The sequence below is a fragment of the Streptomyces sp. NBC_01016 genome, assembly GCF_026341035.1.
Classification (GTDB): Bacteria; Actinomycetota; Actinomycetes; order Streptomycetales; family Streptomycetaceae; genus Streptomyces.
In genome coordinates this window covers 3,224,635-3,246,912 of the sequence record NZ_JAPEOQ010000001.1, presented here as the reverse complement: position 1 = coordinate 3,246,912, position 22,278 = coordinate 3,224,635, and the positions used below count along the sequence as shown (strand labels likewise).

The following is a 22,278-nucleotide window of genomic DNA, read 5'->3' as shown; positions in this document are numbered from 1 at the left end:
CCGTCACAGTGTGCGGTCAGGAGCTCCACGGCCCCAACGGGCTCCCTGCCTTGGGAGACAGCTGTCGCCGCACTCGTAGTCGACCGTCCAGGCCGATGACCGCGACGGCCAGCGCCCCGGACGCGTCGTACGCCATCGACGGGGCGTTCGTGAACATCTCCCCCGACTCGCGCCAGTGCGTACCAGAGACGTCCTTGTCGCGGTCGGGCATCGAAACGACCACTCGGCCCCGGCTGCCGCGATGCGCCAAGAAGGCCTCGCGTGCCCCGCGTTCGGGGGCCCACAGCGCGGCCACCGCGCCGGTGCCACCGTGACCGCCGAGCCCCGCCCCCGAGCCCGGCCAGCGACCGTCGGCATGCTGCCGGTAGGCCATGACCTGCTGGGTCCCGGCCTCCCGGAAATACAGGCAGGTGCGACCGCCTCCGGAATCGACCGCGGAGAGCCCGCCGGTCGCCGGCCGCCCCGTCTTGAGGGTGTCGTCCAGCAGGAACGGGCCTCCCGGTTCGGTCTGGTGCCAGCGCCAGACCGAGGTCTTGCCCGGCACGAACAACTCCACGGTGCCGCGCTCAGTGGTGACGGCTGTGCCCGCGTCCTGGACGAAGCTGCCGCCGATGCTCTCCCACGGCGCCCAGGTGCCGTCCGTGTCCCGACGGCGCACGCTGATGCCCTGGTCGAAGTCGCGGCAGAAGACGTACAGCCGGCCGGCCGCGTCGACCGCCGCGTGCGGCACTCCCAACTCCCGCTGGCGGTGCGCGTCGCCGTGCGCCCAGTCGGGGTTCTCCAAGCTCTGCCAGCCGCTGAATCCGTTGCCGTCCGGGTCCTGGGTGGTGTGGACGACGTCGACGGTGACTCCGCTGCCGATGACGTGCTGGCGGCGCAGGGCCGCGAGTTCCGCGGGCCCACCGGGAAGTCCGGCAACGGCCAGGGTGGGAGCCACCCAGCCCTCGCCGAGCACGAACGGCCCCTTCCACTCGCCGCTCGCAGGCCCGGTCTCCGTCCAGAAGGCAAGCCGACCGCCCAGCACTCCGAAGGCGTTGAGCCGCCCGCCCGGGCCGAGGCGCAGCCATCCGGTGGTCGGCGAGTACCGGTGGGCGGTGCTCATCATGTGTGTGCTGCGGAACGGGTCCGGGCCCAGCTGTCGGTCGCCACAGGTGTGACAGGTGCCGTGCCGGCAGTCGTCGGGGGCGTCGAGGCCGCTGTACGTCGCCAGGTACTCGGCCTTCTCCGTCACCGCGTCCGAGTCGAGGTTGTAGCCCCAGAAACGGTTGGCGTAGCCGCGATAGTGCTCGACGACGGTGGCGTGCCCCGCCTCGCGGTGCCGGGTGAGGGCCGCGAGGGCGAACTGGGTGGTCGTGGTGTGGTCGATGTGGTCGGAGCAGACGAACTCCGTTCGGCCACCGTCGTGTTCGGGGTCGGGGTCCATGGTGCGGACAGTGGTCGGCCGGACGCGGTCGAGCAGTGCCGCGAGCCCGCCGATCACCTGGTCCCGGGTGATGTGCTGGGCCTCGGTCACGACCCCGCCGTGCACGGGCAGCGTGCGCTGGGTGCGCAGCGCGCCTTCCCACAGCTCGTGCAGCCGGGTGCGGGTGCCCCGCTCCGTGGGTGCGCCCATGTGCAGCTGGAAGAAGTACAGGCACACGGAGGGGTGGCCGACGAGGACGAACCGCTCCACGGCGAATCCGGGGACGATCTCCACCGCCTCGCGGTGCCACGGACGGTCGCGGTCGCCCGTCGCCATCCGGGCGTACGCCGAGCGCAGACCGCACCCGCGTTCGGTGCTGTAGCGGGCGAAGTCGGGTGCCACAGCCTTGCGTTGCGGTTCGTTGGTGTCGACGTTGATGCCGTCGCCCTCTCCCGCGGTGACGATCACCGTTGTGACGACGTCGCCGTCCTGCAGGGAGCGCACCAGGTCGGGGTTCATGAAGTACAGGTCGTCGTCCTGGTGGGCGACGATGTGCAGGACGGAACGGGTCGGCGAGGTCTCCGGGGCGGTCATCGGTCCACCACGTTCATGGCCATGGCCCCGGATGCCGAGCAGTACGGACGCACCCACACCGGGCGCGCCGGGTGGACCACGGCGAACTCCGAGGCCTCCTCCCCCGCGAGCGGGACCGACGGGTAGACGTAGGCGCTCTTCACGTCGTGGAAGTCCTCCAGCAGATGGCAGACGCGCACCTTGCGCCGGTCGTACGGGTCGGGCTGGAGCCACCAGTCCCAGTCCTCCCACCGCTCCAGGCGGAGGTCGACGACATGGCGCAGTGGTACCTCGGCCCGGAACGACTGCCGGCCCAGGATCCCTACCTGTACGGCAACATTGCGCGCATGTCGGCCTCGGCGGCTGACGACGAACTGGGCACCGGGCTCCATCCGGAGGCCGCCGCACAGCACACCGCGCAGGGAGATCGTGTCGGCGTCGACATCGACTTCGGTGCACTCGACGTGCTCCTCACGCAGCACGGTCCGCAGCATGAGCCGACCGTTCGGCTGCGCGTACGGGAGGTTCCAGGCGATCGGTCCTGTGGGCGGGCGGCCGATCACACGGGCGCGCGCACCGATCAGGGCACGGGTGTCCCGGACTCCTGCCTTCATGTGCACGGGGGCGACGTTGGGAGCGCTCATGGTCACCTGCCAGCGCCCGTCGCCGAGGGCGTCGAAGGCGGACGGCGTGAGCGCGGCGGAATATCGGGTCGCACCGTTGTCCAGATCCTTGCGCGAGGTGCGCAACGGGAGATCGGGGCGGCGCTCACCGTCCGACGGCTTGTGGCGCAGCGTGAACTGCCAGCGGCGGCCCTCCCCGGGACCGTCGGCCGAAAAGCGCAGCCAGCCCGTGTCATCGGTGGTGACGTCCACGGTGGCCGCGCCCAGCGTCACCGGGGGCACGGTGAGAACGCCGCCGCCGGCGCGACGGGCCGACCCCGGGGACCGGTAGCCCCGCTGGGCGGCGGCTCGCTTGCGGGCGGCCTCCTCGAACAGCGCGACGTAGCGGGCCGCCACGGCGGACGGGTCGTAATCGGCTCCGTTGCGCAGGGCGGCGGCCCCCATGGCACGGCGCAGCGGTTCGTCGGCCATGAGCCGTCGGAGCCCCCAGACGATGCCCTCGACCTGCCCATTGGGCACGAGAAAGCCGTCCTCGCCCGGGTGGAGGATCTCGCGCGGGCCGACGGGACAGTCGGTGGACACCACGGGCAGTCCGCAGCGCATGGCCTCGACCAGCGTCATACCGAAGGACTCCGCGCTGGAGGTGACAGCCGCGATGGACCCCTTGGCCCACTCCGACTCGATCGGCGAGAAGCCGCCCATCAGCAACGCCCGTCCGGCCAGGCCCAGTTCAGAGACCAGCTCGCGGAGCTTGCCGGCCTCGCCGCCGTCGCCGTAGATGCGCAGTTGCCAGTCGGGGAACTCGTCGGCGAGTTCCCCGAAGGCCCGGATCAGCAGGTCGTACCGCTTGATGTGGTGCATGCGTCCGGCGCTGACCACGACCTTGTGCGTGCAGTCGGACGGCGGTACGGACGGCTCGGGCACGCTGTTGGGGATGCCGACGACGGAGATGCCGGGGATCGGCGTGTTCTCCATGAACGAGCGGGCGTCGGCCTCGGTGACCGTGGTGATGGCGTCGAGCCGTGGGTAGACCCGGGCCATCTCGGCCCGCACCGCGGCGGGGATACCCAGGTGCGTCATGTGCTCCTGGGCGATGCGCAGCGCACCGTCGCGGGTGTACCCGGCGACGAACAGATTGAGGCTGGGCCGGGTGCCGACGACCACGTCGGCGTCGGTGCGGTCCAGATCCCGGATGATGCGGGCGTCGGTGAACCTGCTGTACTGCGCGTAGAACTCCTCCTGGCGCGGCACCACTTCGCTGGGCTCGTCGCCTCCGGCCGCGGTGTGGTCGGCGGATCCGGGGCGCAGGTCGACGAGGGCGCGAACGGTGATCCGCGGGGAGATCTCGAACTTGGTCGCGGTCGTACGCCGGAACACCGAGACGATCTCCACGTCGTGGTGGACGGCCAGCGCCTCCGCGAGATTGATGACCGTGCGGTTGGTGCCGCCGATGCCGTAGATGTTGTTGATGAGGAAGGAGATCTTCATCGGACCTCGCCCTCCTTGCGCTCGAACGGACTTGGCACGGGGTAGTACGCCTGGAGGAACTTGTTGAGCATCACGGTCTGCCGAACCACGTCGCGCCCGTCGGACAATGTGTCGTTGATGCAGAAGGCCTGCCGGTCACGGCGGGCGAGCAGAATGCCGAGCCGCCGCTGTATCTCGGGCCTGGCCAGGTCGAGATAGGCGAAGGTGATCTCGGAGGGGATCGCTCGGCCGGTGAAGTAGGCGTAGTAGTGGTACAGCGACGACGGGATGGAGATGTCGTCCGCGCTGCGAAACCGGCTCATGGACGTGTTCCAGTGCGCCTCGGCGAACTCCGTCTCGATCTCCTGGAGCACGCTGCGCCGCAGCGCATAGGGGGCGTGCCGGATCTTCTGGACGATGGCCGAGCCGAAGTTGTCCAGCAGCAGTCTGCGGTTGTTCTTCCCGGCCGCGTCGACCGGCCTGTCCCCCAGCGTCCGCTCCCACTGGGGCACTTGGGACGGCGACAGGAAGGTGCGGGTCATGCCGTTCGACAGGAAGAAGTCGGCCGGGGTGACCGGACGCCCGAGGAACATGTCGTCGTTGAAGTAGAGGAAGTGCTCGGACAGGCCCTTGATGTGGTGCAGCCTGCTCTCGATCGCATGGGAGTTGAACGTCGGCAGGGCGGCCGAGTCGTGGAAGATCTCCGAGTGGTCGACCACGGTGATCCGCGGGTGGCGTTCATTGAGCCAGCCCGGACACTGACGGTCCGTCACCAGATAGACGTGGCGCACCCAAGGGGCGTTCTGCTCCAACGCACGCAGGGAGTAGCGGAGTTCGTCCCGACTGATATAGCGGGCGGCGTTCGCGGACTCCGAGTGATAGCCGCCCTCGCCGTACACGGCCCGGCGGTGCTGCCACTCGGGGTCGTCCCCGTCGACCCAGGTGTAGACCACGTCGATGGGGAAGCGGACGTCCTCGGGCAGTGCGTCGGCGCACGGTGCGATGGTGCGCACCGAGCGGGTGCGGCGGGTGTGCAGCGCCGCGAAGCCCGTCAGCCTGCTGACCGGCACGACAACCCTGGGTTCGTCGAAGGCCACGTCGTCGGTGACACGGTTGGGCCTTGGAGCGACGAGTCGGCCGTCCTGCTGTTGCCAGAACTCGATGTCGCAGCCGTGGGCGAGGCCGATGACCAAGGATGCGGCGGGGTCGCTCCACACCATGCCGACACGCAACACTTGTGCTCCGCCCACGAGTTGGCGGGCACGACGGGATCCGCACAGGGCCCGGCGGCCCACCTCGACGTCGCCGCGGCAGGCGGTCACATAGACGGGTCCGGTGGCGGCGCTGCGGCTCAGCGCCCGAGCCACCCGGTCGCGGTCCGCCTCGGCGACGGCGAGGCACGAGCGGTAGTCCGACTCACCCCGGACCGCGAAGTAGTCGACGCCCTCCTCGTCGAACAAGGTCGAGACGAGTTCGAGGTTGGCCTCACGCAGTCCCAGTGGTGACACCGTGGGGCGCACCAGTGCGACGTGTCTGCTGTGTCCGGCCAGGACGGCGAGCCGCTCCTGCGCGTTGAACAGATGCGGCCAGCGCCGGCGCGCCCGCGCGGCGCGCAGGGCGCGGGCCAGCAGGGTCACGGCCGTCGCATGGCGCAACAGCTGCTTGAGTCCTGTCCGCAGACGGATCGGTACACGGCGCGCGATCCGGCGCCGCAGCCCGCTCGGGACAAGGGTGCGGTACGCCCCGACGACCGCGGACGCCTCGGGATTGCCCATGCTCACGACTGGTTGCCCGACTCCCTCGAAGCCCCGCGCTCGAAGATGCTGCGGACGGGGTAGTAGCGGCGCAGAAGGCGGATGACGGCCTCGGTTCCGCCCTGGTCCAGGGCCCGTTGGTCGCCGAGCCCGTAGAACTGGATCTGCTGGGTGTCCCGGCGCACGAGCAGTCGCTCCAGGCGGAGGTCGATGCCGGGCAGGGCCGCGTGCAGCGCCGTGGACGCCTCACCGGACGGGTCGGCGATTGCGGACGTGTACCCGATGTGATGGAGCACGCTGTCCAGCGGGTGGCCACCGGGGATCGCGGGCACCGTCTGCCCGTCGAACAGCGGCAGGGTCGCGGAGACCGACTGCGTGAGGCGTTCGAGGGTGGCGCAGCGATGGGGTTGTGGGCCGCCCGCGTAGCCGTGGGCGGTGACACTCCCGGTTGCCGTGTAGGCGGCCCGGGTCCAGGGGGCGAACGACTCCTCGGCCGTCCACCGCCCTCGGCGCGGGCGGGTGACGCCATGCGGGCCGAAGTAGTCGAAGGGGCGCACCGGCCGGCCGAACAGGGCACCGGGACGCAGCAGCACGAAGTGCTCTGCGACATCGGGGAGTTGGTGCAGCTGCCACTCGGCGCCGGGGCCCGCGGGGACGATGCTGAGCCTGTCGTCGGAGTGCAGCCAGCCAGGCACTGGCGCCTGGGCGACCACGTGAACGACATCGATCCACGGTGCGTACTGGTGCACGGAACGCAGGGCGGCCCTGAGCAGTTCCTCGCCCCAGAGGGTGGGGTGCTGCCAGAGCAGGACGGCATCGACGGGGAAGGTGACCTCTTCGAGCCGAGGCACGTCGAAGTGCTCCAGCGTGACCGTCGGCTCCATGTCGCCTTCGATGTCGCAATAGCCGCTCAGCCGGTCGAGGGCGATCTCGATGCCGTGCGCGTCCGCGGGCACGGCCCGCTGCACCCGGTTGGGGCGGGGGCCGACGAGCCGTTCCTGGGGCAGGTCGGTGTTGTGGGTCCAGAACTCGATCTCGATGCCCTGGTCGTCGCCGAGCCAGAGGTTCTCGGTCGGATCGGTGCGCAGCCAGACGAGGCGAATGACGCGCGCCTTGCCGAAGTGCTTCCACGCCTTCACATGGCTGCCGGGAATCGACTGCGTGTCGCTGTTGGCCGGCGACACCGACACCACGTACCCGGTGTGCTCCTCCAGCAGGGCGCGCAGGGCGCGGCGCACCGCTCCCTTGTCCCGCTGGTCCACGGCGAGAGCGATACGCCGGTCGTCGAGGGCCGGGACCGCGAACCAGGGGATCTCGGCCGCGTCGAGCGCGTGGGCGACGAGGCGGAGGTCGAGCCTGCGGGCCAGGTCGAAGGTGAGCCCGGTGTGCACGTGCCCGATACGGCTGTCCGGTGCCGCGACCCGGCGCTCGGAGCGGCCCAGTTCGACTCTGCGGACGCGCCGCAGCGCACGCCGGTGGAGGCGTGCTTCGCGGCGGCGGAGGGTCTGCGCCAGCGAACTCTGGAGCTTGCGCCGCACCCGTCTGGGGACCGTCGTCGTGGCGACGGAGCGCACGGGCTGCGGGACGAGCCGCCGGTATACGTGGGCCGCGGAGCTCAGCGACGTCTGATCTGCCACGTCATGAACTCCGTCTCATCGCTCGTAGGGGCTGGGCGTGGGGAAGTAGGAGGTGAGGAATCCGTCGAGGAGTTCCTGCTGGGCCTCGATGTCCTCGGGGGTCGAGAAGGCGTCGTTGAGGCAGAACGAGTCCTGGTTCCTGCCGTCCAGGAGCCGCTGCAAGCGGTCCGCCAGGTCGGGCACGGCCAGTTGGAGATAGGCGAAGGGCATCGAGCCCGGCTGGGCGCGGCCGGTGAGGGCCGCGTAGTAGAGCGCGAACGACGAGGTGGGCGAGAGGTCCGTGATCGCACGGAACCGGCTGGCCGAGGTGCGGGCCCAGGCTTCGGGAAAGTCCCGCTCGGCCTCGTCCATGGCCGACTTGAGCAGGGCGTACGGGATGTGCTCCATGGGCTGCGTGATGACCCGGCCGAAGCGCTCGTGCAGCAGGGCGCGGTTGTTCTTGCAGGCGGCGTCGACGGGGGTGTCGGTCGGAGCGACCGGGCCCTGAGGGATGCGGTTGCGCGAGGGGAAGTACCGCGCCACGCCGGTCGGCGTGAAGAACGCGTGCGGGGCGACGGGCCGGCCCATGAACATGTCGTCGTTGAAGTAGAGGAAGTGCTCGGCGATCCCCTCGATGTGGTGCAACTGGCTCTCGATGGAGTGCGAGTTGAACGTCGGCAGGTCCGCCGGGTTGCGGAAGATCTCCCGGTGGTCGGCTGTGCGCAGGCCGGGCAGGTCCTCGCGCAGCCAGTCCGGCACCTGGTCGTCGGTGACGATGTAGATGTTGCGTATCCAGGGCGCGAACAGGTGCAGGGAGCGCACCGAGTAGCGCAGCTCGTCACGGCTGATGAAGCGCGCGTCGCTGGCCGACTCCGCGTGGTACGCCTCGCCCTTCGCGGTCGCCTTGCGGCGTTGCCAGGCGGGGTCGTTGCCGTCGACCCACGTGTAAACGGCGTCGATGGGGAAGGCGATGTCGTCGGCGCAGTTCACCAGGAACTCGGGCCGGGTGGGCAGCGGCGGCGCGAGGTTCGGGTCGGTCCAGTCGGAGACGAAGCGGCTGAACAGACGGGCGGCGCCCAGCACGTTCGCGCCGTCCGCCGCCACGGCCCAGGTGGCCCGGTTGGCGCGGGGCGCGACGAGGTACGTGCCGCGCTGCTGCCAGAACTCGATGGCGCAGCCGTACTCGTGACCGAGCAGCAGATGCCGGCCCTGATCGGTGCGGTACCAACTCACGTTCAGCACGCGGGCACCGGAGACGTCGCGCCACGCCTTCGGGTCCCGCGAGGAGACGGGCTTGGCCGGGCGAAGGGCGTCGGGATCCACCACGCTCAGGTGGCCGGGGTACTGGCCGAGACCCCGGAAGACCGCGCCGAGCGCCTTCTCCCGGTCGTGCTCGGCAACAGCCACGACGGTGCCGTGGTCGGAGGTGCCGCGCACCGCGAAGTGGCCCACGCCCGCGGCGTCGAGCAGCGCGGTGAGCGCCCTGCGGTTCGCCTCGCGGGCGCTCAGCGGCGTGACACCGGGCTCGACGTAGACGTCGGAGTGCTCCCCGGAGGCCGCGCTTCCCGTGGGAACGGCAGGCGTGTGCTGCGCCGGTCCGACCGAGATGCGAGGCGCAACATGGTGGACGGCGGATTCCGAAACGGTTGTCACCGGCGCTGCCCTTCAAGGGCGTGCAGAAGTCGCACTTCACCCCTCCCCTTCTCGCCCGGCACTGAGCCGAGAACGAGCCCCAGCGGTCGCACGCCCTTGTGCCCCCCGGCTCGAAAACCGCGACCGCTCACCAACCGGCAATAAATAGCCGGATTTGATCACCGAAAGACCTATTCAGCCTCACAGATGTCGCGCACATCTTCACTAAGTCATCACACATCTGTCAACAGGGGTTATGACTCGTTCCACAAAACAAAAAGTTCGGAGTCGGTCTATAGTTCGGGCACAGCACGGCCCGCCGGTCGGCCCCGCGGCCTGCCTCTCCCCCACTCGTGGCCTCCCTACCCGTCATCACCCGGGTCGGTGCCTCCTTGCGCCGAGCCACCTGCGAGAGAGGACACCGCGGCATGACGCACGCCCTGACGGAGCCGCAGCAGACCCGTAGATCCAGGCGCGCACCCGGGCGCCGCAGGGGCAAGCCGCGACGACGACGCGTGTGGCGCTGGATCCTGCTGGCCCTGGTCGTCGTACTCCTGGCCGCGGGCGGCACGGGGTACTGGCTCTACAGCAACCTCGACGGCAACCTGAAGGGCGTGGACCTCGACAAGGCCATCGGCACCAACAGGCCCGAGAAGCTGCCCACTTCGGGGCAGAACATCCTCGTGCTCGGCTCCGACTCGCGCTCCGGCGCCAACGCCTCGCTCGGCACCGGCAAGGTTTCCGGCGCCCGCTCCGACACCGCCCTCGTGATGCACATACCCGAGGGCCGGCAACAGGCCGTCGCCATCAGCATCCCGCGCGACACCCTCGTCACCCGTCCCGAGTGCACGGCAACCAGTGGCTCCGCCCTGCCGTCCGCGAAGCGTGTGATGTTCAACTCCGTCTATTCCGCGGCCGGTCCGGCCTGTGTGGTCAAGACGGTGGAGCAGATGTCCGGCGTGCGCATGGACCACTTCGTGGAGATCGACTTCGCCGGCTTCAAGGGGCTCGTGGACGCGATCGGCGGCGTTCCGGTCACTGTCGACAAGGCCATCCACGACAAGTCCAGCGGCCTCGACCTGGAAGCCGGCACACACACGTTGGACGGAACCCGGTCGCTGGCGTTCGTCCGCACCCGGCACGGCATCGGCGACGGCAGCGACCTCGGCCGCATCGGACTGCAGCAGAAGTTCATGATCGCCCTGCTGTCCGAGATCGAGAAGCAGGACCTGTTGGGCAGTCCCACCAAGGCGTACAAGATCGCGGACAATCTGACCGAGTCGATGACGACGGACTCCGGCCTCTCCTCGCTGACCAAGCTGGCCGACTTCGCGCGCAGCATGAACGGCGTGGATCCCGGCTCCATGGAGACGGTCATGCTTCCGGTGGCCTACGACCAACAGGACCGCAATCGCGTCGTGGCCGCGGAGCCGCAGGCGAGCACGCTGTGGAAGGCGCTGCGCACGGACAAGGAGATCCCCGAGTCGGCGAAGAAGTCCCCGGCCACCGGCGGAACCTCCGGCTGACCCTCCCCCGCCGACTCTGCGATCAGGCCCGCTGCGACGGCGCGAGGCGCAGGCCGGACTCAGCGGTCTGGCGCGCGATGTGCAGACCGCCGTCCGCACCGATCATGCCGAGCACCACCCGCCCGAACGCGTCGCACGCAAGGGCAGGAGCGCCCACGCAGCCCTCGCCGGTCGCCGACCACCAGAGGCCCGCCTGCTCGTTCTCCGTGCCGAAGGCGGCCAGCATGACCTGCCCGTCCACGTCGCGATGGGCCAGTACGGTGCAGTCGTAGCCGTCGATCGGAGCGCGCAGCGCGGCCAACACACCCTCGCCGGGCGCTCCACCCAGCGGGTACACCCAACCTCCCGGCCGATGCCCCGCGATCCCACCGGTGGTGGGATCGGTCCAGTAGTACGTGGCCCGGCCCGGCGCGGTCTCCAGGGCAACGGCGCTGCCGGGAGCCACCGTGACGGGGATGTCGGGCTGCTGTCGGACGTCCCCGTCGGGCTCTTCCTGGGCCCACCGCATGATGAGGTTCGGGCCGGGGACCATCGCCTCGACATGACCGGAGGAGTGGTCGACCACGACCACCGGCTCCTGGGCCTGACTGCCCTTGAGGTCGGTCCACCCGCCCCACGTGCCACCGGGCAGCTCCCTGCGCAGCATCACGCCGCGACCCGCGTTGCGGACGAAGACGTAGACGGTGCCGGAGGCGCTGACCGCGGCGACCGGGACGCCGAAGCGGGCCGCCTTCTCCCGGTCCTTGTGCGGATTGCCCAACGAGCGCCACTCGGTGACGGGGCGTCCGGTCTGGTACTGGATGGCGTGCACGACGTCGACCGCGGGCGGCCCGTCCCCCTTGCGCACCTGACGGCGTCCGACGAAGTGGACGTAGGCGTCGGCCCCTTGGGTCGCGTACACATGGGTCAGGCCGGCGACCGGGATGACGTCGGGGCCCTGCCAGTCCGGTCCGCCCGGCCGCCGCTCGGTCCACCTCAGCAGCCCGGTGCGGGTGCGGGCGTAGGCGGTGAGCCGACCGTCCCTGCCGAGGACCAGCCAGCGGCCGGCCACCGGCCCCTCGGCCCCGCGAGAGCCGTCCACCGCGCTGTCCGTCTCGACGATCGCTCTGTCGCGGGCGGCGCCGCGCCCGGATCTGGTCCGCATGACGTGACCTGCCCCTTCTCTGACGCGGGGCGGCGACCGATCATCTGTTCCGAACCTGTGTGCGCCCCGAGCCGTCCCATCATAAAGTGACGGACCAGTGAACATGGCGCGATGATCCCGTGCAGCACCGCGTTCAGTGGTGCTGGGACCTCGGTTCAGACCGGCTGCCAGGCGGTCAGCGCGAGCCCCGGTTCGTCCTTGCGTCGGGCGACGAGCAGCTGCCCCGTGGACGACGAGGCCGAGGCCGCGGTGACATCGCCCCGGTGATCGAGAGCGAGCGCCACCTCCGCATCCTCCGGCAGGCCCGGCCCCGACTCCACCCACCAAGCACCGGCCGACTCCTGCTCCGTGGGATACGCGGCAAGGGCCACGCGGCCGGAGGTCGTGCGCTGCGCGAGAACCGTGCAGTCGTGGCCGTCGAGCATGCACCGTACGGCCGCTACCGGGCCCGGTCCGGCCGCCTTGAGGAGAGGCACGGGCTGCGCGTCCCCGCGCCAGGCGTGCAGCACCTCGTCCTCGTCCGTGAAGAAGAGCGTGCTGTGGGTCGCGGATGTGACCAGAGCGGTCAGGCTCGACTCGCGGACCTTGACCGACAGCGCCCCGCCGTCATTCACCGGCTTCGCGCCCGGCTCCCGCTGTCGCCAGCAGGCGATCCCGTCGGCCGTGACCGCATACACCTCCACCAGGCCCGACTCCCCTGCCACCGCGGCGAGTTCGCCCCGCACCCCCGACCCCTTGAGATCGGCCCACGCGCCCCAGCCGCCCTTCTCTCCCTGTACGCGCATGCTCAGGCCACCTCCGCCGTTGCGTACGAAGACGTGGGCACGCCCTTGAGCGTCCACGGCGACGGCGGGCGGCCCGGTGCGGTCGCCCTTCTTGTTCGGGTGGCCGAGCGGGGTCCAGTCGAGCGCGGCGAGGTGGGGCTGGAAATGCGTCGAGTGCACCAACCCCGCCTCCCCGGGCACGGTGGGCCGCCAGGAGGCCAAGTGGACGTAGCGATGAGGGCCTTGGGCGAGAGCGAGGCCGCGGAGGAGGCGCTGCTCGCCCCCAACGGTGCGACCGGCGCTCCACGACCCGTCCGGGCCGCACTCCAGACGGCAGCCGATGGCATCACCCTCGGAGGCGTACTCATACGCGCAAAGCCTGCCGTCGCGTGCCCGTACCAGCCAGTCGCCGTTCACGCACTCCACCTTAATCGGGTGGTCCGGAACCTCGCGTGGGACCCTGGCCCCATGAACGCGGGACTTGTGGTGGTCGACGGTGCCAACGTGGTGGGGTCGGTGCCCGACGGCTGGTGGCGCGACCGGAGAGCAGCCGCGGTCCGATTGCGCGACCGGTTGGCGGACTACGCCGAGGACCATCCGGAGGCCGAGGTGGTCCTTGTCCTGGAGGGCGCCGCCCGCGGGGTGGCATCCGTTCCCGGAGTACGTGTCTCGGAGGCACCCACCGACGGTGACTCGCACATCGTCGCCGTGGTCGCCGAATCCGCCGAACCTTGCGTGGTGGTGACGGCCGACCGCGAGCTGCGCGGTCGGGTGGAGTCACTGGGGGCGACATGCGTGGGGCCGCGGACCGTCTACCCGTAGCTCATGCGCCGCCGTCACCCACCCCGCGCGTACACCACCGCCCCGTCCACCCGGGCCACTTCGCGGTACTCCCCCAGGATCCGCCTCAACGATCCCACCCGCCCCGGCCCATAGGGCCCGCCCCGTGAATCGTCGACGATCATCGACGGGGGCCGGGCCCGGAGCTCCGCGCGGAACGTGGCCCAGCTGCCCGGCACCGCGAAGCGCTCGCCCACCCCGCCCCCGTCCCGGCCCCCGCTGAAGTTCGTGAGCAGGCCCGCCGTCAGGAAGCGGCTCGCCGGTCGGCGGTTCGCGAGCCAGTACGTTTCCGGGTGCATGCCCCAGATCAGGACGCGCTCGGTCGGTGCGGTGTGCTCGCGGACGGCCGTGGCCACCTGCTCCGTGTGGGCGAGTTCGGTGCGGGGGGCCAGCAGGCCCCACGTGAGGAACAGGGCGCCGGCGCACGCCGAGGCGAGCAGGGAACGTCTCAGGTGTTCGCGGGGGAGAATGTGCAGCGCCAGCGTTCCCAACAGGGTCAGGGGCGGGATCAGTTGGAGGTAGTAGTGGCCGAAGAAGTGGAAGCCGAAGATCACCGCCGCGGCGGATGACGCGAGCCACAGCCACAGCTCCCCGCATCCCGTCCGGGCGATCCTCAGCACCCGTACGATCGGCGGCAGTACGCCCGCGCAGGCCACCGAAAGGATCGCCGCGTTCGTCAATCCCCGCAGGAGGACGTGGAGTTCGGAGCCGGTGATCGAGGCGTACGCGCCCGAGCCCGTCACCGTCCAGAAGGCGAAGCCGGCGGGGTTCGTGGCGAGGGCCGCGGCCGCGACCGGGGTGAGTGCCCCAACAGCGCACCGCAGTACGGCACTTCGTGGCCGGCCCGCCCGCCACAGCATCCACACCACCGGCACCAGCACCGCTCCCCCGGTCTGCTTCGACAGGAACGCGCCCGCGACCGCCAGCCCGCACAAGCCCCATCTGCGGCGGTCCGCGCACCACAGCGCCGCCGCGGTCCACGGCAGCATGAAGACCTCGAAGGTCGCGGCCTGCGTGTCCTCCGGGTTCAGGCCGATGGAGAGGACGAGGTAGAGGGCTCCTGCCGTGCGGCCCGCCGTGTCGCCCCAGCGGCGGCGGGCCAGTGACGCCAGGAACACCGCCGCCACCACGTGCGCCGCCACCGCGCACACCCGCACCGGCGTGAGCGAGTCCGAGCCGAAGAGCGCGAACACCGCCTCGTACAGCCAGGGAACCAGCGGGGGTTTGCGGTCGACAACGGTTTCGTACAGCGTGCCGCCGTGCGCCAACATCCGTGCCTGGACGGCGAGATAGCCCTCGTCCGGGTTCCAGAGCGGGCGGGTGAAGGACGGGAGGCGGGTGAGGCAGGCGAGGGCTGTCAGGGAGAGCAGCACGCGGGGCCAGTAAAGGCGAGTGCGTCTGCGTCCCGAGGTGCCGCCGCGGCCTTCGGATACGTACAGTCGCGACGGGGGCACCTCAGTGAGCATGGGCGCCAAACTATCCGCCCCTGTATGTCCCACTTGGCAGGGACATACAGGGGCGGCGATTCACACGACGATTCACACGGCGACTACTGTGCGTTGCCCCGCGCCGCGCGGCTGTGGCGGCGGCCGTAGATGAAGTAGATCACCACGCCGACCAGCATCCACACCACGAACCGCAGCCACGTCTCCACGGACAGGTTGAGCATCAGCCACACCGAGCACGCCACGGAGGCGATGGGCAGGAACGGCACCCACGGGGCCTTGAAGCCGCGCGGGAGGTCGGGGCGGGTGCGGCGCAGGATGAGGACGCCGAGGGCCACCACGACGAAGGCGAACAGGGTGCCGATGTTGACCAGCTTGGAGAGCTCTTCGAGGGAGATGAAGCCCGCCACCAGGGCCGTCAGGAAGCCCAGGATGATCGTCGAACGGTACGGCGTGCGGAACTTGGGGTGGACCGCGCTGAAGACCGGGGGCAGCAGGCCGTCACGGCTCATCGCGAAGAAGACGCGGCTCTGGCCGAGGAGCAGGATCATGCAGACGACCGTGAGGCCGACGACCGCGCCGAAGGAGATCAGGCCCGCCCAGAACGGGTGGCCGACCGACTTGAAGGCCTCGGCGAGCGGGGCGCCCGGGTCGAGGTCCTTGTAGTTCTGCATGCCGGTGACGATCGCGGCCACGCCCACGTACAGGACCGTGCAGATGGCGAGGGAGCCGAGGATGCCGAGCGGGACGTCCTTCTGCGGCCTGCGGGTCTCCTCGGCCGCCGTCGCGACGACGTCGAAGCCGATGAACGCGAAGAAGACGACGGCCGCGGCGGTGAAGATGCCCATCACGCCGAAGCTGGAGGGTGTGAAGCCGGCGATTCCTTCGAGGAGTGTGGCGCTCAGCCCCGAGCTGCTCTTGTTGTCCTGGGCGGGCGGGATGTACGGGGTGTAGTTGGCGCCGTTGATGAAGAAGGCGCCGACCGCGATCACGATCAGGACGACCGTGACCTTGATGGCCACGACCACCGACGTCACCCAGGCCGACAGCTTCATGCCGATGACGACGACCGTCATCACGGCGAGGACCAGCAGGAACGCGGCGATGTTGAAGCTGAAGCCGTCGTGGCCCGAGCCGGGGCCCTGGAGGGCCGCCGGTAGGGGAATGCCCCAGCTGTCGAGGAGCGACTGTACGTAGCCCGACCAGCCGACGGCGACCGTCGCACAGCCGAGGGCGAGTTCGAGGATCAGGTCCCAGCCGATGATCCATGCCGGGAACTCGCCGAGGGAGGCGAAGGCGAAGGTGTACGCGGATCCGGCGACCGGGACCGTCGAGGCGAACTCCGCGTAGCAGAGCGCCGCGAGGGCGCAGACCACGGCGGCGACGACGAAGGAGATGGTGACCGCCGGGCCCGCGTAGTCGGTGGCGGCGGTGCCGGTGATGACGAAGATGCCGGAGCCGATGACGACGCCGACGCCGAAGACGGTGAGGTCGAGGGCGGAGAGGGTCTTCTTGAGCTGGTGCTCGGGCTCCTCGGTGTCCTGGATGGACTGCTCGATGGACTTGGTCCTGAACAGGCCGTTGCGGCTCCGCTCCGGGCCCGTGTCTGGCTGGGTGCTCACCGGCTACCTCCGTAGGCTTCGTCGTCCCATGATCGAGACGAGTAGCCTTCGGCGGGCGGGTGAGTCCTGCGTATTCATACGAATGGGGCCGACCGGGCCCCCTTATGGGGGATCGGTCGACCCCACGCGCCACCTCGGCAGATTCAGCCCCACCGACGATTAAAAGATGTCCTCAATCGCCGGACGGGCTTGATTCGCCTCAGTCCCGCGCCGGCTCCACCGTGGCCGAGGTCGACTCCTCGTAACGGCCGTCCAGCTTGGAGACGAGGCCTGTGACCTGGCGGGCGATGTCGGGGGCCGTGAGGCCGATCTCCGCCATGATCTCCTTGCGGGAGGCGTGCTCCAGGAAGCGCGGCGGGATGCCGAAGTCACGGAGCGGGACGTCGACGCCCGCGTCGCGCAGCGCCTGCGCGATGGACGAACCGACGCCGCCCACGCGGGAGTTGTCCTCGACCGTGACGACCACGCGGTGGCGCTCGGCCAGCGGGGCCATCGCCTCGTCGACCGGCTTGACCCAGCGGGGGTCGACGACGGTCGTCGTGATGCCCTGCTTGTCGAGGAGGTCGGCGATCTCCAGGCACATCGGGGCGAGGGCGCCGACCGAGACCAGGAGGACGTCGGGCTTGTCGGACTTCGGCTCGCGCAGCACGTCCATGCCGCCGACCTTGCCGACCGCCTCGACGGCCGGGCCGACCGCGCCCTTGGAGTAGCGGACGACGGTGGGCGCGTCGTCGACCTGGACCGCCTCGCGCAGCTGGGCGCGGACCTGGTCGGCGTCGCGCGGCGCGGCGATGCGGACGCCGGGGACGACCTGGAGGAGGGACATGTCCCACATGCCGTTGTGCGAGGCGCCGTCGGTGCCGGTGATGCCGGCCCGGTCCAGGACGAAGGTGACCCCGCACTTGTGCAGGGCGACGTCCATGAGGAGCTGGTCGAAGGCGCGGTTGAGGAACGTCGCGTAGACCGCGAAGACCGGGTGCAGGCCGCCCTGGGCGAGGCCCGCCGCGCTGGTCGCCGCGTGCTGCTCGGCGATGCCGACGTCGTAGACCCGCTCGGGGAACTCCTCGGCGAACTTCTTCAGGCCGACCGGCTGAAGCATCGCGGCGGTGATCGCCACGATGTCCTCTCGCTCGCGGCCGAGCTTGGCCATCTCGTCGCCGAAGACGGAGGTCCAGTCGGCGCCGGAGGCCTTGATCGGGAGGCCGGTGTCGGGGTGGATGGGGCCGATGCCGTGGAAGCGGTCGGCCTCGTCCTGGAGGGCGGGCTTGTAGCCGCGGCCCTTCTCGGTGAGGCAGTGCACGATGACCGGGCCGCCGAAGCGCTTGGCGCGGGTGAGGGCCGATTCGAGCGCCTCGATGTCGTGGCCGTCGATCGGGCCGACGTACTTCAGGCCGAGGTCCTCGAACATGCCCTGCGGGGCGATGAAGTCCTTGAGGCCCTTCTTGGCGCCGTGCAGCGTCTCGTACAGCGGCTTGCCGACGACCGGGGTGCGCTCCAGGAGGTCCTTGCCGCGGGCCAGGAAGCGCTCGTAGCCGTCCGTGGTGCGCAGGGTCGCGAGGTGGTTCGCGAGGCCGCCGATGGTGGGCGCGTACGAGCGCTCGTTGTCGTTGACGACGATGACGAGGGGGCGGTCCTTGGCTGCGGCGATGTTGTTCAGCGCCTCCCAGGCCATGCCGCCGGTGAGGGCGCCGTCACCGATGACCGCGACGACGTGGTCGTCGCGCTCCTGGATCTCGTTCGCCTTCGCCAGACCGTCGGCCCAGCCGAGGACCGTGGAGGCGTGGCTGTTCTCGATCACGTCGTGCTCGGACTCGGCCTGCGAGGGGTAGCCGGAGAGGCCGCCCTTCATCTTCAGCTTGGAGAAGTCCTTGCGGCCGGTGAGCAGCTTGTGCACGTAGGACTGGTGGCCGGTGTCCCACAGGACCTTGTCCTGGGGGGACTCGAAGACGCGGTGCAGGGCGATCGTCAGCTCGACGACGCCCAGGTTCGGGCCGAGGTGGCCGCCGGTCTTGGAGACCGCGTCGACGAGGAAGGTCCGGATCTCGCCTGCCAGCTGGTCCAACTGCTCCAGGCTGAGCCGGTCCAGATCGCGCGGTCCCGTGATGCGGGTCAGCAGCGGCACCCGTGCCTCCTTGCGATAGAGCTGTGAGTAGCTGGTTGAGCTGTCGAGCTTGCCGGGCCTGTCGATTCTAATGTTCCGCCACTCGCGGCGGCGTGCGGGCCGTGCGTTCCTCGTCACGCCCTCGTCACGAAACAGAACCAGCGGCACGCCCCGCACGCAGGGCGTACGCGTGACTGTGCCCGGCGTCACCATTGACACCGGGCACAGTCGATCGAGGCCAGAAGGGCCGCGGCAGCCGTCAGGCGCGGCCGGCCGTCTTCTGGGTCTTACGGGTGATCGAGTCGATGACGACCGTGGCGAGGAGCACAGCGCCGGTGATCATGTACTGGATCGGGGTGGCGATGCCCTGGAGCTGGAGGCCGTACTGGATCGACGTGATCACCAGCACACCGAGCAGCGCGTTCCAGGTGCGGCCCCGGCCACCGAAGAGGCTGGTGCCGCCGATGACGGCCGCGGCGATGACGTTCATCAGAAGGTCACCGGCGCCGGCGCCCTGGTTGGCCGCCGCGATCTTGGAGGCCCAGAAGAGGCCGCCGACCGCCGCGAACAGGCCCGCGAGGGAGAAGACCGAGATCCGGATCGCCGTGACGTTGATGCCGGCACGCCGGGAGGCCTCGACGCTGCCGCCGAGCGCGTTGATCTTTCGGCCGTACGAAGTGCGGCGCAGCATGAAGTCGGTGCCGACGAGGACGATGCCGAACAGCAGCACCGCGAGCGGCAGCCCCTTGTACTGGTTGAAGATGATCGCCACGCCGAAGACGGCGATCGCGAGCAGCACCGTGCGCAGCACGATGTCGCTGAGCGGCCGGGACGGGATCCCCGCGGCCTCGCGGCGCCGGTTGCCGAGGAAGGTCGGCACGAAGTAGCCGAGGACCGCGATGACGGCGAGGACGTAGGCGGCGGCGACGTCCGAGAAGTAGTACGTGGTGAGCTTGCCGACCACACCGTCGCCGTCGAGGTTGATGGTGCCGTTGGAGCCCAGGATCTGGAGCATGAAGCCGTTCCAGAACAGCAGGCCCGCCAGCGTGACGGCGAAGGCGGGAGCGCCGAGCCGGGCGAAGAAGAAGCCGTGCAGGGCGCCGATGATCGCGCCCGCGGCGAGCGAGATGAGGACGGCGAGCCACTCGTTCATGCCGTGCGTGACGCTCAGCACCGCGGTGATCGCCGAGGAGACACCGGAGACGGAGCCGACCGACAGGTCGATCTCGCCGAGCATCAGCACGAAGATGATGCCGACCGACATCATGCCGGTGGCGACCATCGCGACGAAGATGTTGCTGAGGTTCTCCGCGCCCAGGAACGCCGAGTTCATGCTCTGGAAGATCACGCCGATGACGATCAGGCCGATGACGACCGGGATGGCGCCCAGGTCACCGCCCTTGACCTTGCGCTTGAACTCGCTGATGTAGCCCGCGAAGCCCTGCTCGCGCACGAGGAGGCGGGGGTCGATGGCGGTCACGGCGGCGCCGGCGGCGACTCCCGGGGCGTCCACGGCGGACTCGGGCCTGTCGGCCTTGGTGACGCTCACTTCGGGCTTGTTGACGCTCACTTCTGAGCCTCCACGTTCGCGCGTGCCGCACGACGGGTCACGGCGTTGTCCGTGGCGCCGGTGATGGCGGAGATGATCTCTTCCTGGGACGTGCTCTTGACGTCGAACACGCCGTTGTTGCGGCCGAGCCGGAGCACGCCGACCTTGTCGGCGACGGCCTTCACATCGGCCATGTTGTGGCTGATGAGGATGACCGCGTGGCCGCGCTCGCGAAGGCGCTCGACGAGGTCGAGGACCTGAGCGGTCTGCTCGACGCCGAGGGCGGCGGTCGGCTCGTCGAGGATCACCAGCTTGGGCTCGCCGAGCATCGAGCGGGCGATCGCCACGACCTGGCGCTGACCGCCGGAGAGCGAGGCGACCGGGATCCGCACGCTGGGTATCCGGATCGAAAGGGTGTCGAGCAGTTCCTGGGCGCGGCGCTCCATCTCGACCTCGTCGAGGATGCCGCGCTTCTTGATCTCGCGTCCCAGGAACAGGTTGCCGACGACATCGATGTTGTCGCACAGCGAGAGGTCCTGATAGACGGTCGCGATCCCCAGGTCCTGGGCATCGTGCGGCCGGTTGACGGCGACGGCCTTGCCGTGCCACTCGATGACACCGTCATCGATGGGGTGCACGCCGGCGATCGTCTTGACCAGGGTGGACTTTCCGGCACCGTTGTCGCCGACCAGGGCGACCACCTCACCGGCGTGGACTTCAAGCTCTACGTCGGTGAGCGCCTGCACGGCACCGAATCGCTTGGAGACCCCGCGCAACGCCAGCACGGGCGTAGCGGACACGTGAACCATCTCCTTCACCGCCAAAGGTCTGAACCCGGCGGGAGGTTGAACTCAGAAGAATGAGGGGGGTGTTGGTGTTCCGTCCGGCGCCCGGCCGTTGAGCTTTGCGGGGCTGTTGGCGGCGGGGCGCCGGACGTGCATCAGGGGCCCGTCAGGGCCGCAAGGGAGGCTGCTGCGCGCTCCCGGTTCACTCGGGTTACTTCAGGCCGATCTTGTCGCAGGCCTTCTTGTACTTGGCCGTGCAGATGTCGTTGACCGTGTAGTAACCCTCCTTGATGACCGTGTCCTTGATGTTGTCCTGGGTCAACGAGACCACCGGGACGATCACGGAGGGGATGCCCTTCTCGGTGCCGCTGTCGACCTTGGTGGTCTGGAGCGAGCTGTCGAGCTTGCCGTCCTTGGCGATCGAGACGGCCATCTTGGCGACGGTCTCGGCCTCCTGCGGGTACGACTTGAAGACCGACATGTACTGGTCGCCGGTCACGATGCGCTGCACGCCGGCAAGCTCGGCGTCCTGGCCGGTGACCGGGGGAAGCTTGGAGACGCCCGCGCCCTTGAGCGCGGTGATGATGCCGCCGGCGAGGCCGTCGTTGGCGGAGTAGACGCCCACGATCTTGTCCTTGCCGAGGGCGGAGATCGCGGCCTCCATGCTGGCGTTGGCGTTCTCCGGCTTCCACTCCTTGGTGTCGTACTCCTTGGCGACCTTCACCTTGCCGTCGAGGACGGAGTGGGCGCCCTTCTTGAAGTCGCCGGCGTTCGGGTCCGTGGCGGCACCGTTCATCATGACGATCTCGTTGCTCGGCTTGGCCTTGTCGCCCAGGGCCTTCAGCAGGGCCTTGCCCTGAACCTTGCCGACCTCCTCGTTGTCGAACGAGGTGTAGGCGGAGATCGGGCCCTCGGCCAGGCGGTCGTAGGCGACGACGGGGATGCCCGCGTCCTTGGCCTTCTTCACACCGCCGGCGACGGCCTTGGAGTCGACCGCGTCGATGATCAGCACGTCCACCTTGTTGGTGATCATCGTGTCGATCTGCTGCGACTGGACGGACGCGTCCTGCTTGGCGTTGAGGTACTGGACCTTGCCCTTGCCATTCGTCAGCTTCTTGACCTGCTGCTCGATGATGGGCTTGTCGAACTTCTCGTAACGCGCCGTCTGGTTCTCCGGAAGGAGCAGGCCTATCTTCAGCGCATCGGTGTTCTTGGCGGTGGACTTGTCGCCCTCACCACCGGACTCCTTGGCGCTGCCACAGGCGGCGAGGGACACGGCCATGGCGGTGGCACAGAATGCAACGGCGGCACGACGCATACGCGTGTTCACTTCAGAAACCTCCCTGACGAGGCCGCGTCGTTGCGGCCGAGGTGGCTGGAAGTCAACTCGGCCGCAACCGCAGCGTCAAGGAGTAAATCCTTAACGGGTTGGCAA

Annotated in this window: 15 protein-coding genes; 2 read left to right on the top strand and 13 right to left on the bottom strand. The window is 69.7% G+C overall.

The window, feature by feature from the left end:
• Positions 1–16 precede the first annotated feature (16 nt).
• From OG746_RS14975 to OG746_RS14955, 5 genes are read right to left on the bottom strand one after another with little or no spacing between them, the layout of a single operon-like run.
• Entirely contained in the window at positions 17–1,996 is a 1,980-nt protein-coding gene (locus OG746_RS14975; protein ID WP_266715086.1) for a DUF8189 domain-containing protein, read from the bottom strand.
• A complete protein-coding gene (locus OG746_RS14970; RefSeq protein ID WP_266715085.1) occupies positions 1,993–4,086 on the bottom strand; it encodes a glycosyltransferase family 4 protein in 2,094 nt (697 codons plus the stop codon). Before OG746_RS14970 ends, OG746_RS14975 begins: the two co-directional genes overlap by 4 nt.
• Positions 4,083–5,840, bottom strand: coding sequence for a stealth family protein (locus OG746_RS14965; protein WP_266718960.1), 1,758 nt, complete (start codon positions 5,838–5,840; stop codon positions 4,083–4,085). Before OG746_RS14965 ends, OG746_RS14970 begins: the two co-directional genes overlap by 4 nt.
• 2 nt (positions 5,841–5,842) lie before the next feature.
• Positions 5,843–7,456, bottom strand: a complete 1,614-nt coding sequence (locus tag OG746_RS14960) for a stealth family protein (RefSeq protein WP_266715084.1) — start codon at positions 7,454–7,456, stop codon at positions 5,843–5,845.
• Positions 7,457–7,471: 15 nt separating this feature from the next.
• On the bottom strand, positions 7,472–9,043 hold the full coding sequence (locus OG746_RS14955) for a stealth family protein (protein ID WP_524540465.1): 1,572 nt from the start codon (positions 9,041–9,043) through the stop codon (positions 7,472–7,474).
• Positions 9,044–9,495: 452 nt separating this feature from the next.
• Between OG746_RS14955 and OG746_RS14950 the strand changes: the two genes are divergently transcribed.
• A complete protein-coding gene (locus tag OG746_RS14950; protein WP_266715082.1) occupies positions 9,496–10,593 on the top strand; it encodes an LCP family protein in 1,098 nt (365 codons plus the stop codon).
• Between the two features lie 22 nt (positions 10,594–10,615).
• Here OG746_RS14950 and OG746_RS14945 read toward each other — a convergent pair whose 3' ends face one another.
• Positions 10,616–11,737: a PLL family lectin gene (locus tag OG746_RS14945; RefSeq protein WP_266715081.1), complete on the bottom strand. Its 1,122-nt coding sequence runs from the start codon at positions 11,735–11,737 to the stop codon at positions 10,616–10,618.
• A 155-nt stretch (positions 11,738–11,892) separates the two neighbouring features.
• Positions 11,893–12,918 carry a PLL family lectin gene (locus OG746_RS14940; RefSeq protein WP_266715080.1) on the bottom strand — a complete coding sequence of 342 codons (1,026 nt, stop codon included), beginning with the start codon at positions 12,916–12,918 and terminating at the stop codon, positions 11,893–11,895.
• 51 nt (positions 12,919–12,969) lie between these two features.
• Here OG746_RS14940 and OG746_RS14935 point away from each other — a divergent pair, with 51 nt between their 5' ends.
• The gene (locus OG746_RS14935; RefSeq protein WP_266715079.1) at positions 12,970–13,323 is read left to right on the top strand and encodes a PIN domain-containing protein; all 354 of its coding nucleotides are present in this window, start codon (positions 12,970–12,972) and stop codon (positions 13,321–13,323) included.
• A gap of 14 nt (positions 13,324–13,337) precedes the next feature.
• Here the strand turns inward: OG746_RS14935 and OG746_RS14930 are convergent, their stop codons facing one another.
• The 6 genes from OG746_RS14930 to OG746_RS14905 all read right to left on the bottom strand — a co-directional run bounded on the left by OG746_RS14930 (position 13,338) and on the right by OG746_RS14905 (position 22,173).
• Positions 13,338–14,807: an ArnT family glycosyltransferase gene (locus OG746_RS14930; RefSeq protein WP_266715078.1), complete on the bottom strand. Its 1,470-nt coding sequence runs from the start codon at positions 14,805–14,807 to the stop codon at positions 13,338–13,340.
• An 83-nt stretch (positions 14,808–14,890) separates the two neighbouring features.
• Positions 14,891–16,408 (bottom strand): amino acid permease, encoded by a 1,518-nt coding sequence (locus OG746_RS14925; protein ID WP_266715077.1) that lies wholly within the window; start codon positions 16,406–16,408, stop codon positions 14,891–14,893.
• Between the two features lie 199 nt (positions 16,409–16,607).
• A complete protein-coding gene (gene dxs / locus OG746_RS14920; RefSeq protein WP_266715076.1) occupies positions 16,608–18,530 on the bottom strand; it encodes a 1-deoxy-D-xylulose-5-phosphate synthase in 1,923 nt (640 codons plus the stop codon).
• 238 nt (positions 18,531–18,768) lie between these two features.
• On the bottom strand, positions 18,769–20,058 hold the full coding sequence (locus OG746_RS14915; RefSeq protein WP_266718959.1) for a sugar ABC transporter permease: 1,290 nt from the start codon (positions 20,056–20,058) through the stop codon (positions 18,769–18,771).
• A 17-nt stretch (positions 20,059–20,075) separates the two neighbouring features.
• Positions 20,076–20,867: an ATP-binding cassette domain-containing protein gene (locus tag OG746_RS14910; protein ID WP_266718957.1), complete on the bottom strand. Its 792-nt coding sequence runs from the start codon at positions 20,865–20,867 to the stop codon at positions 20,076–20,078.
• Between the two features lie 187 nt (positions 20,868–21,054).
• Positions 21,055–22,173, bottom strand: a complete 1,119-nt coding sequence (locus OG746_RS14905) for an ABC transporter substrate-binding protein (RefSeq protein WP_266715075.1) — start codon at positions 22,171–22,173, stop codon at positions 21,055–21,057.
• Positions 22,174–22,278 lie beyond the last annotated feature (105 nt).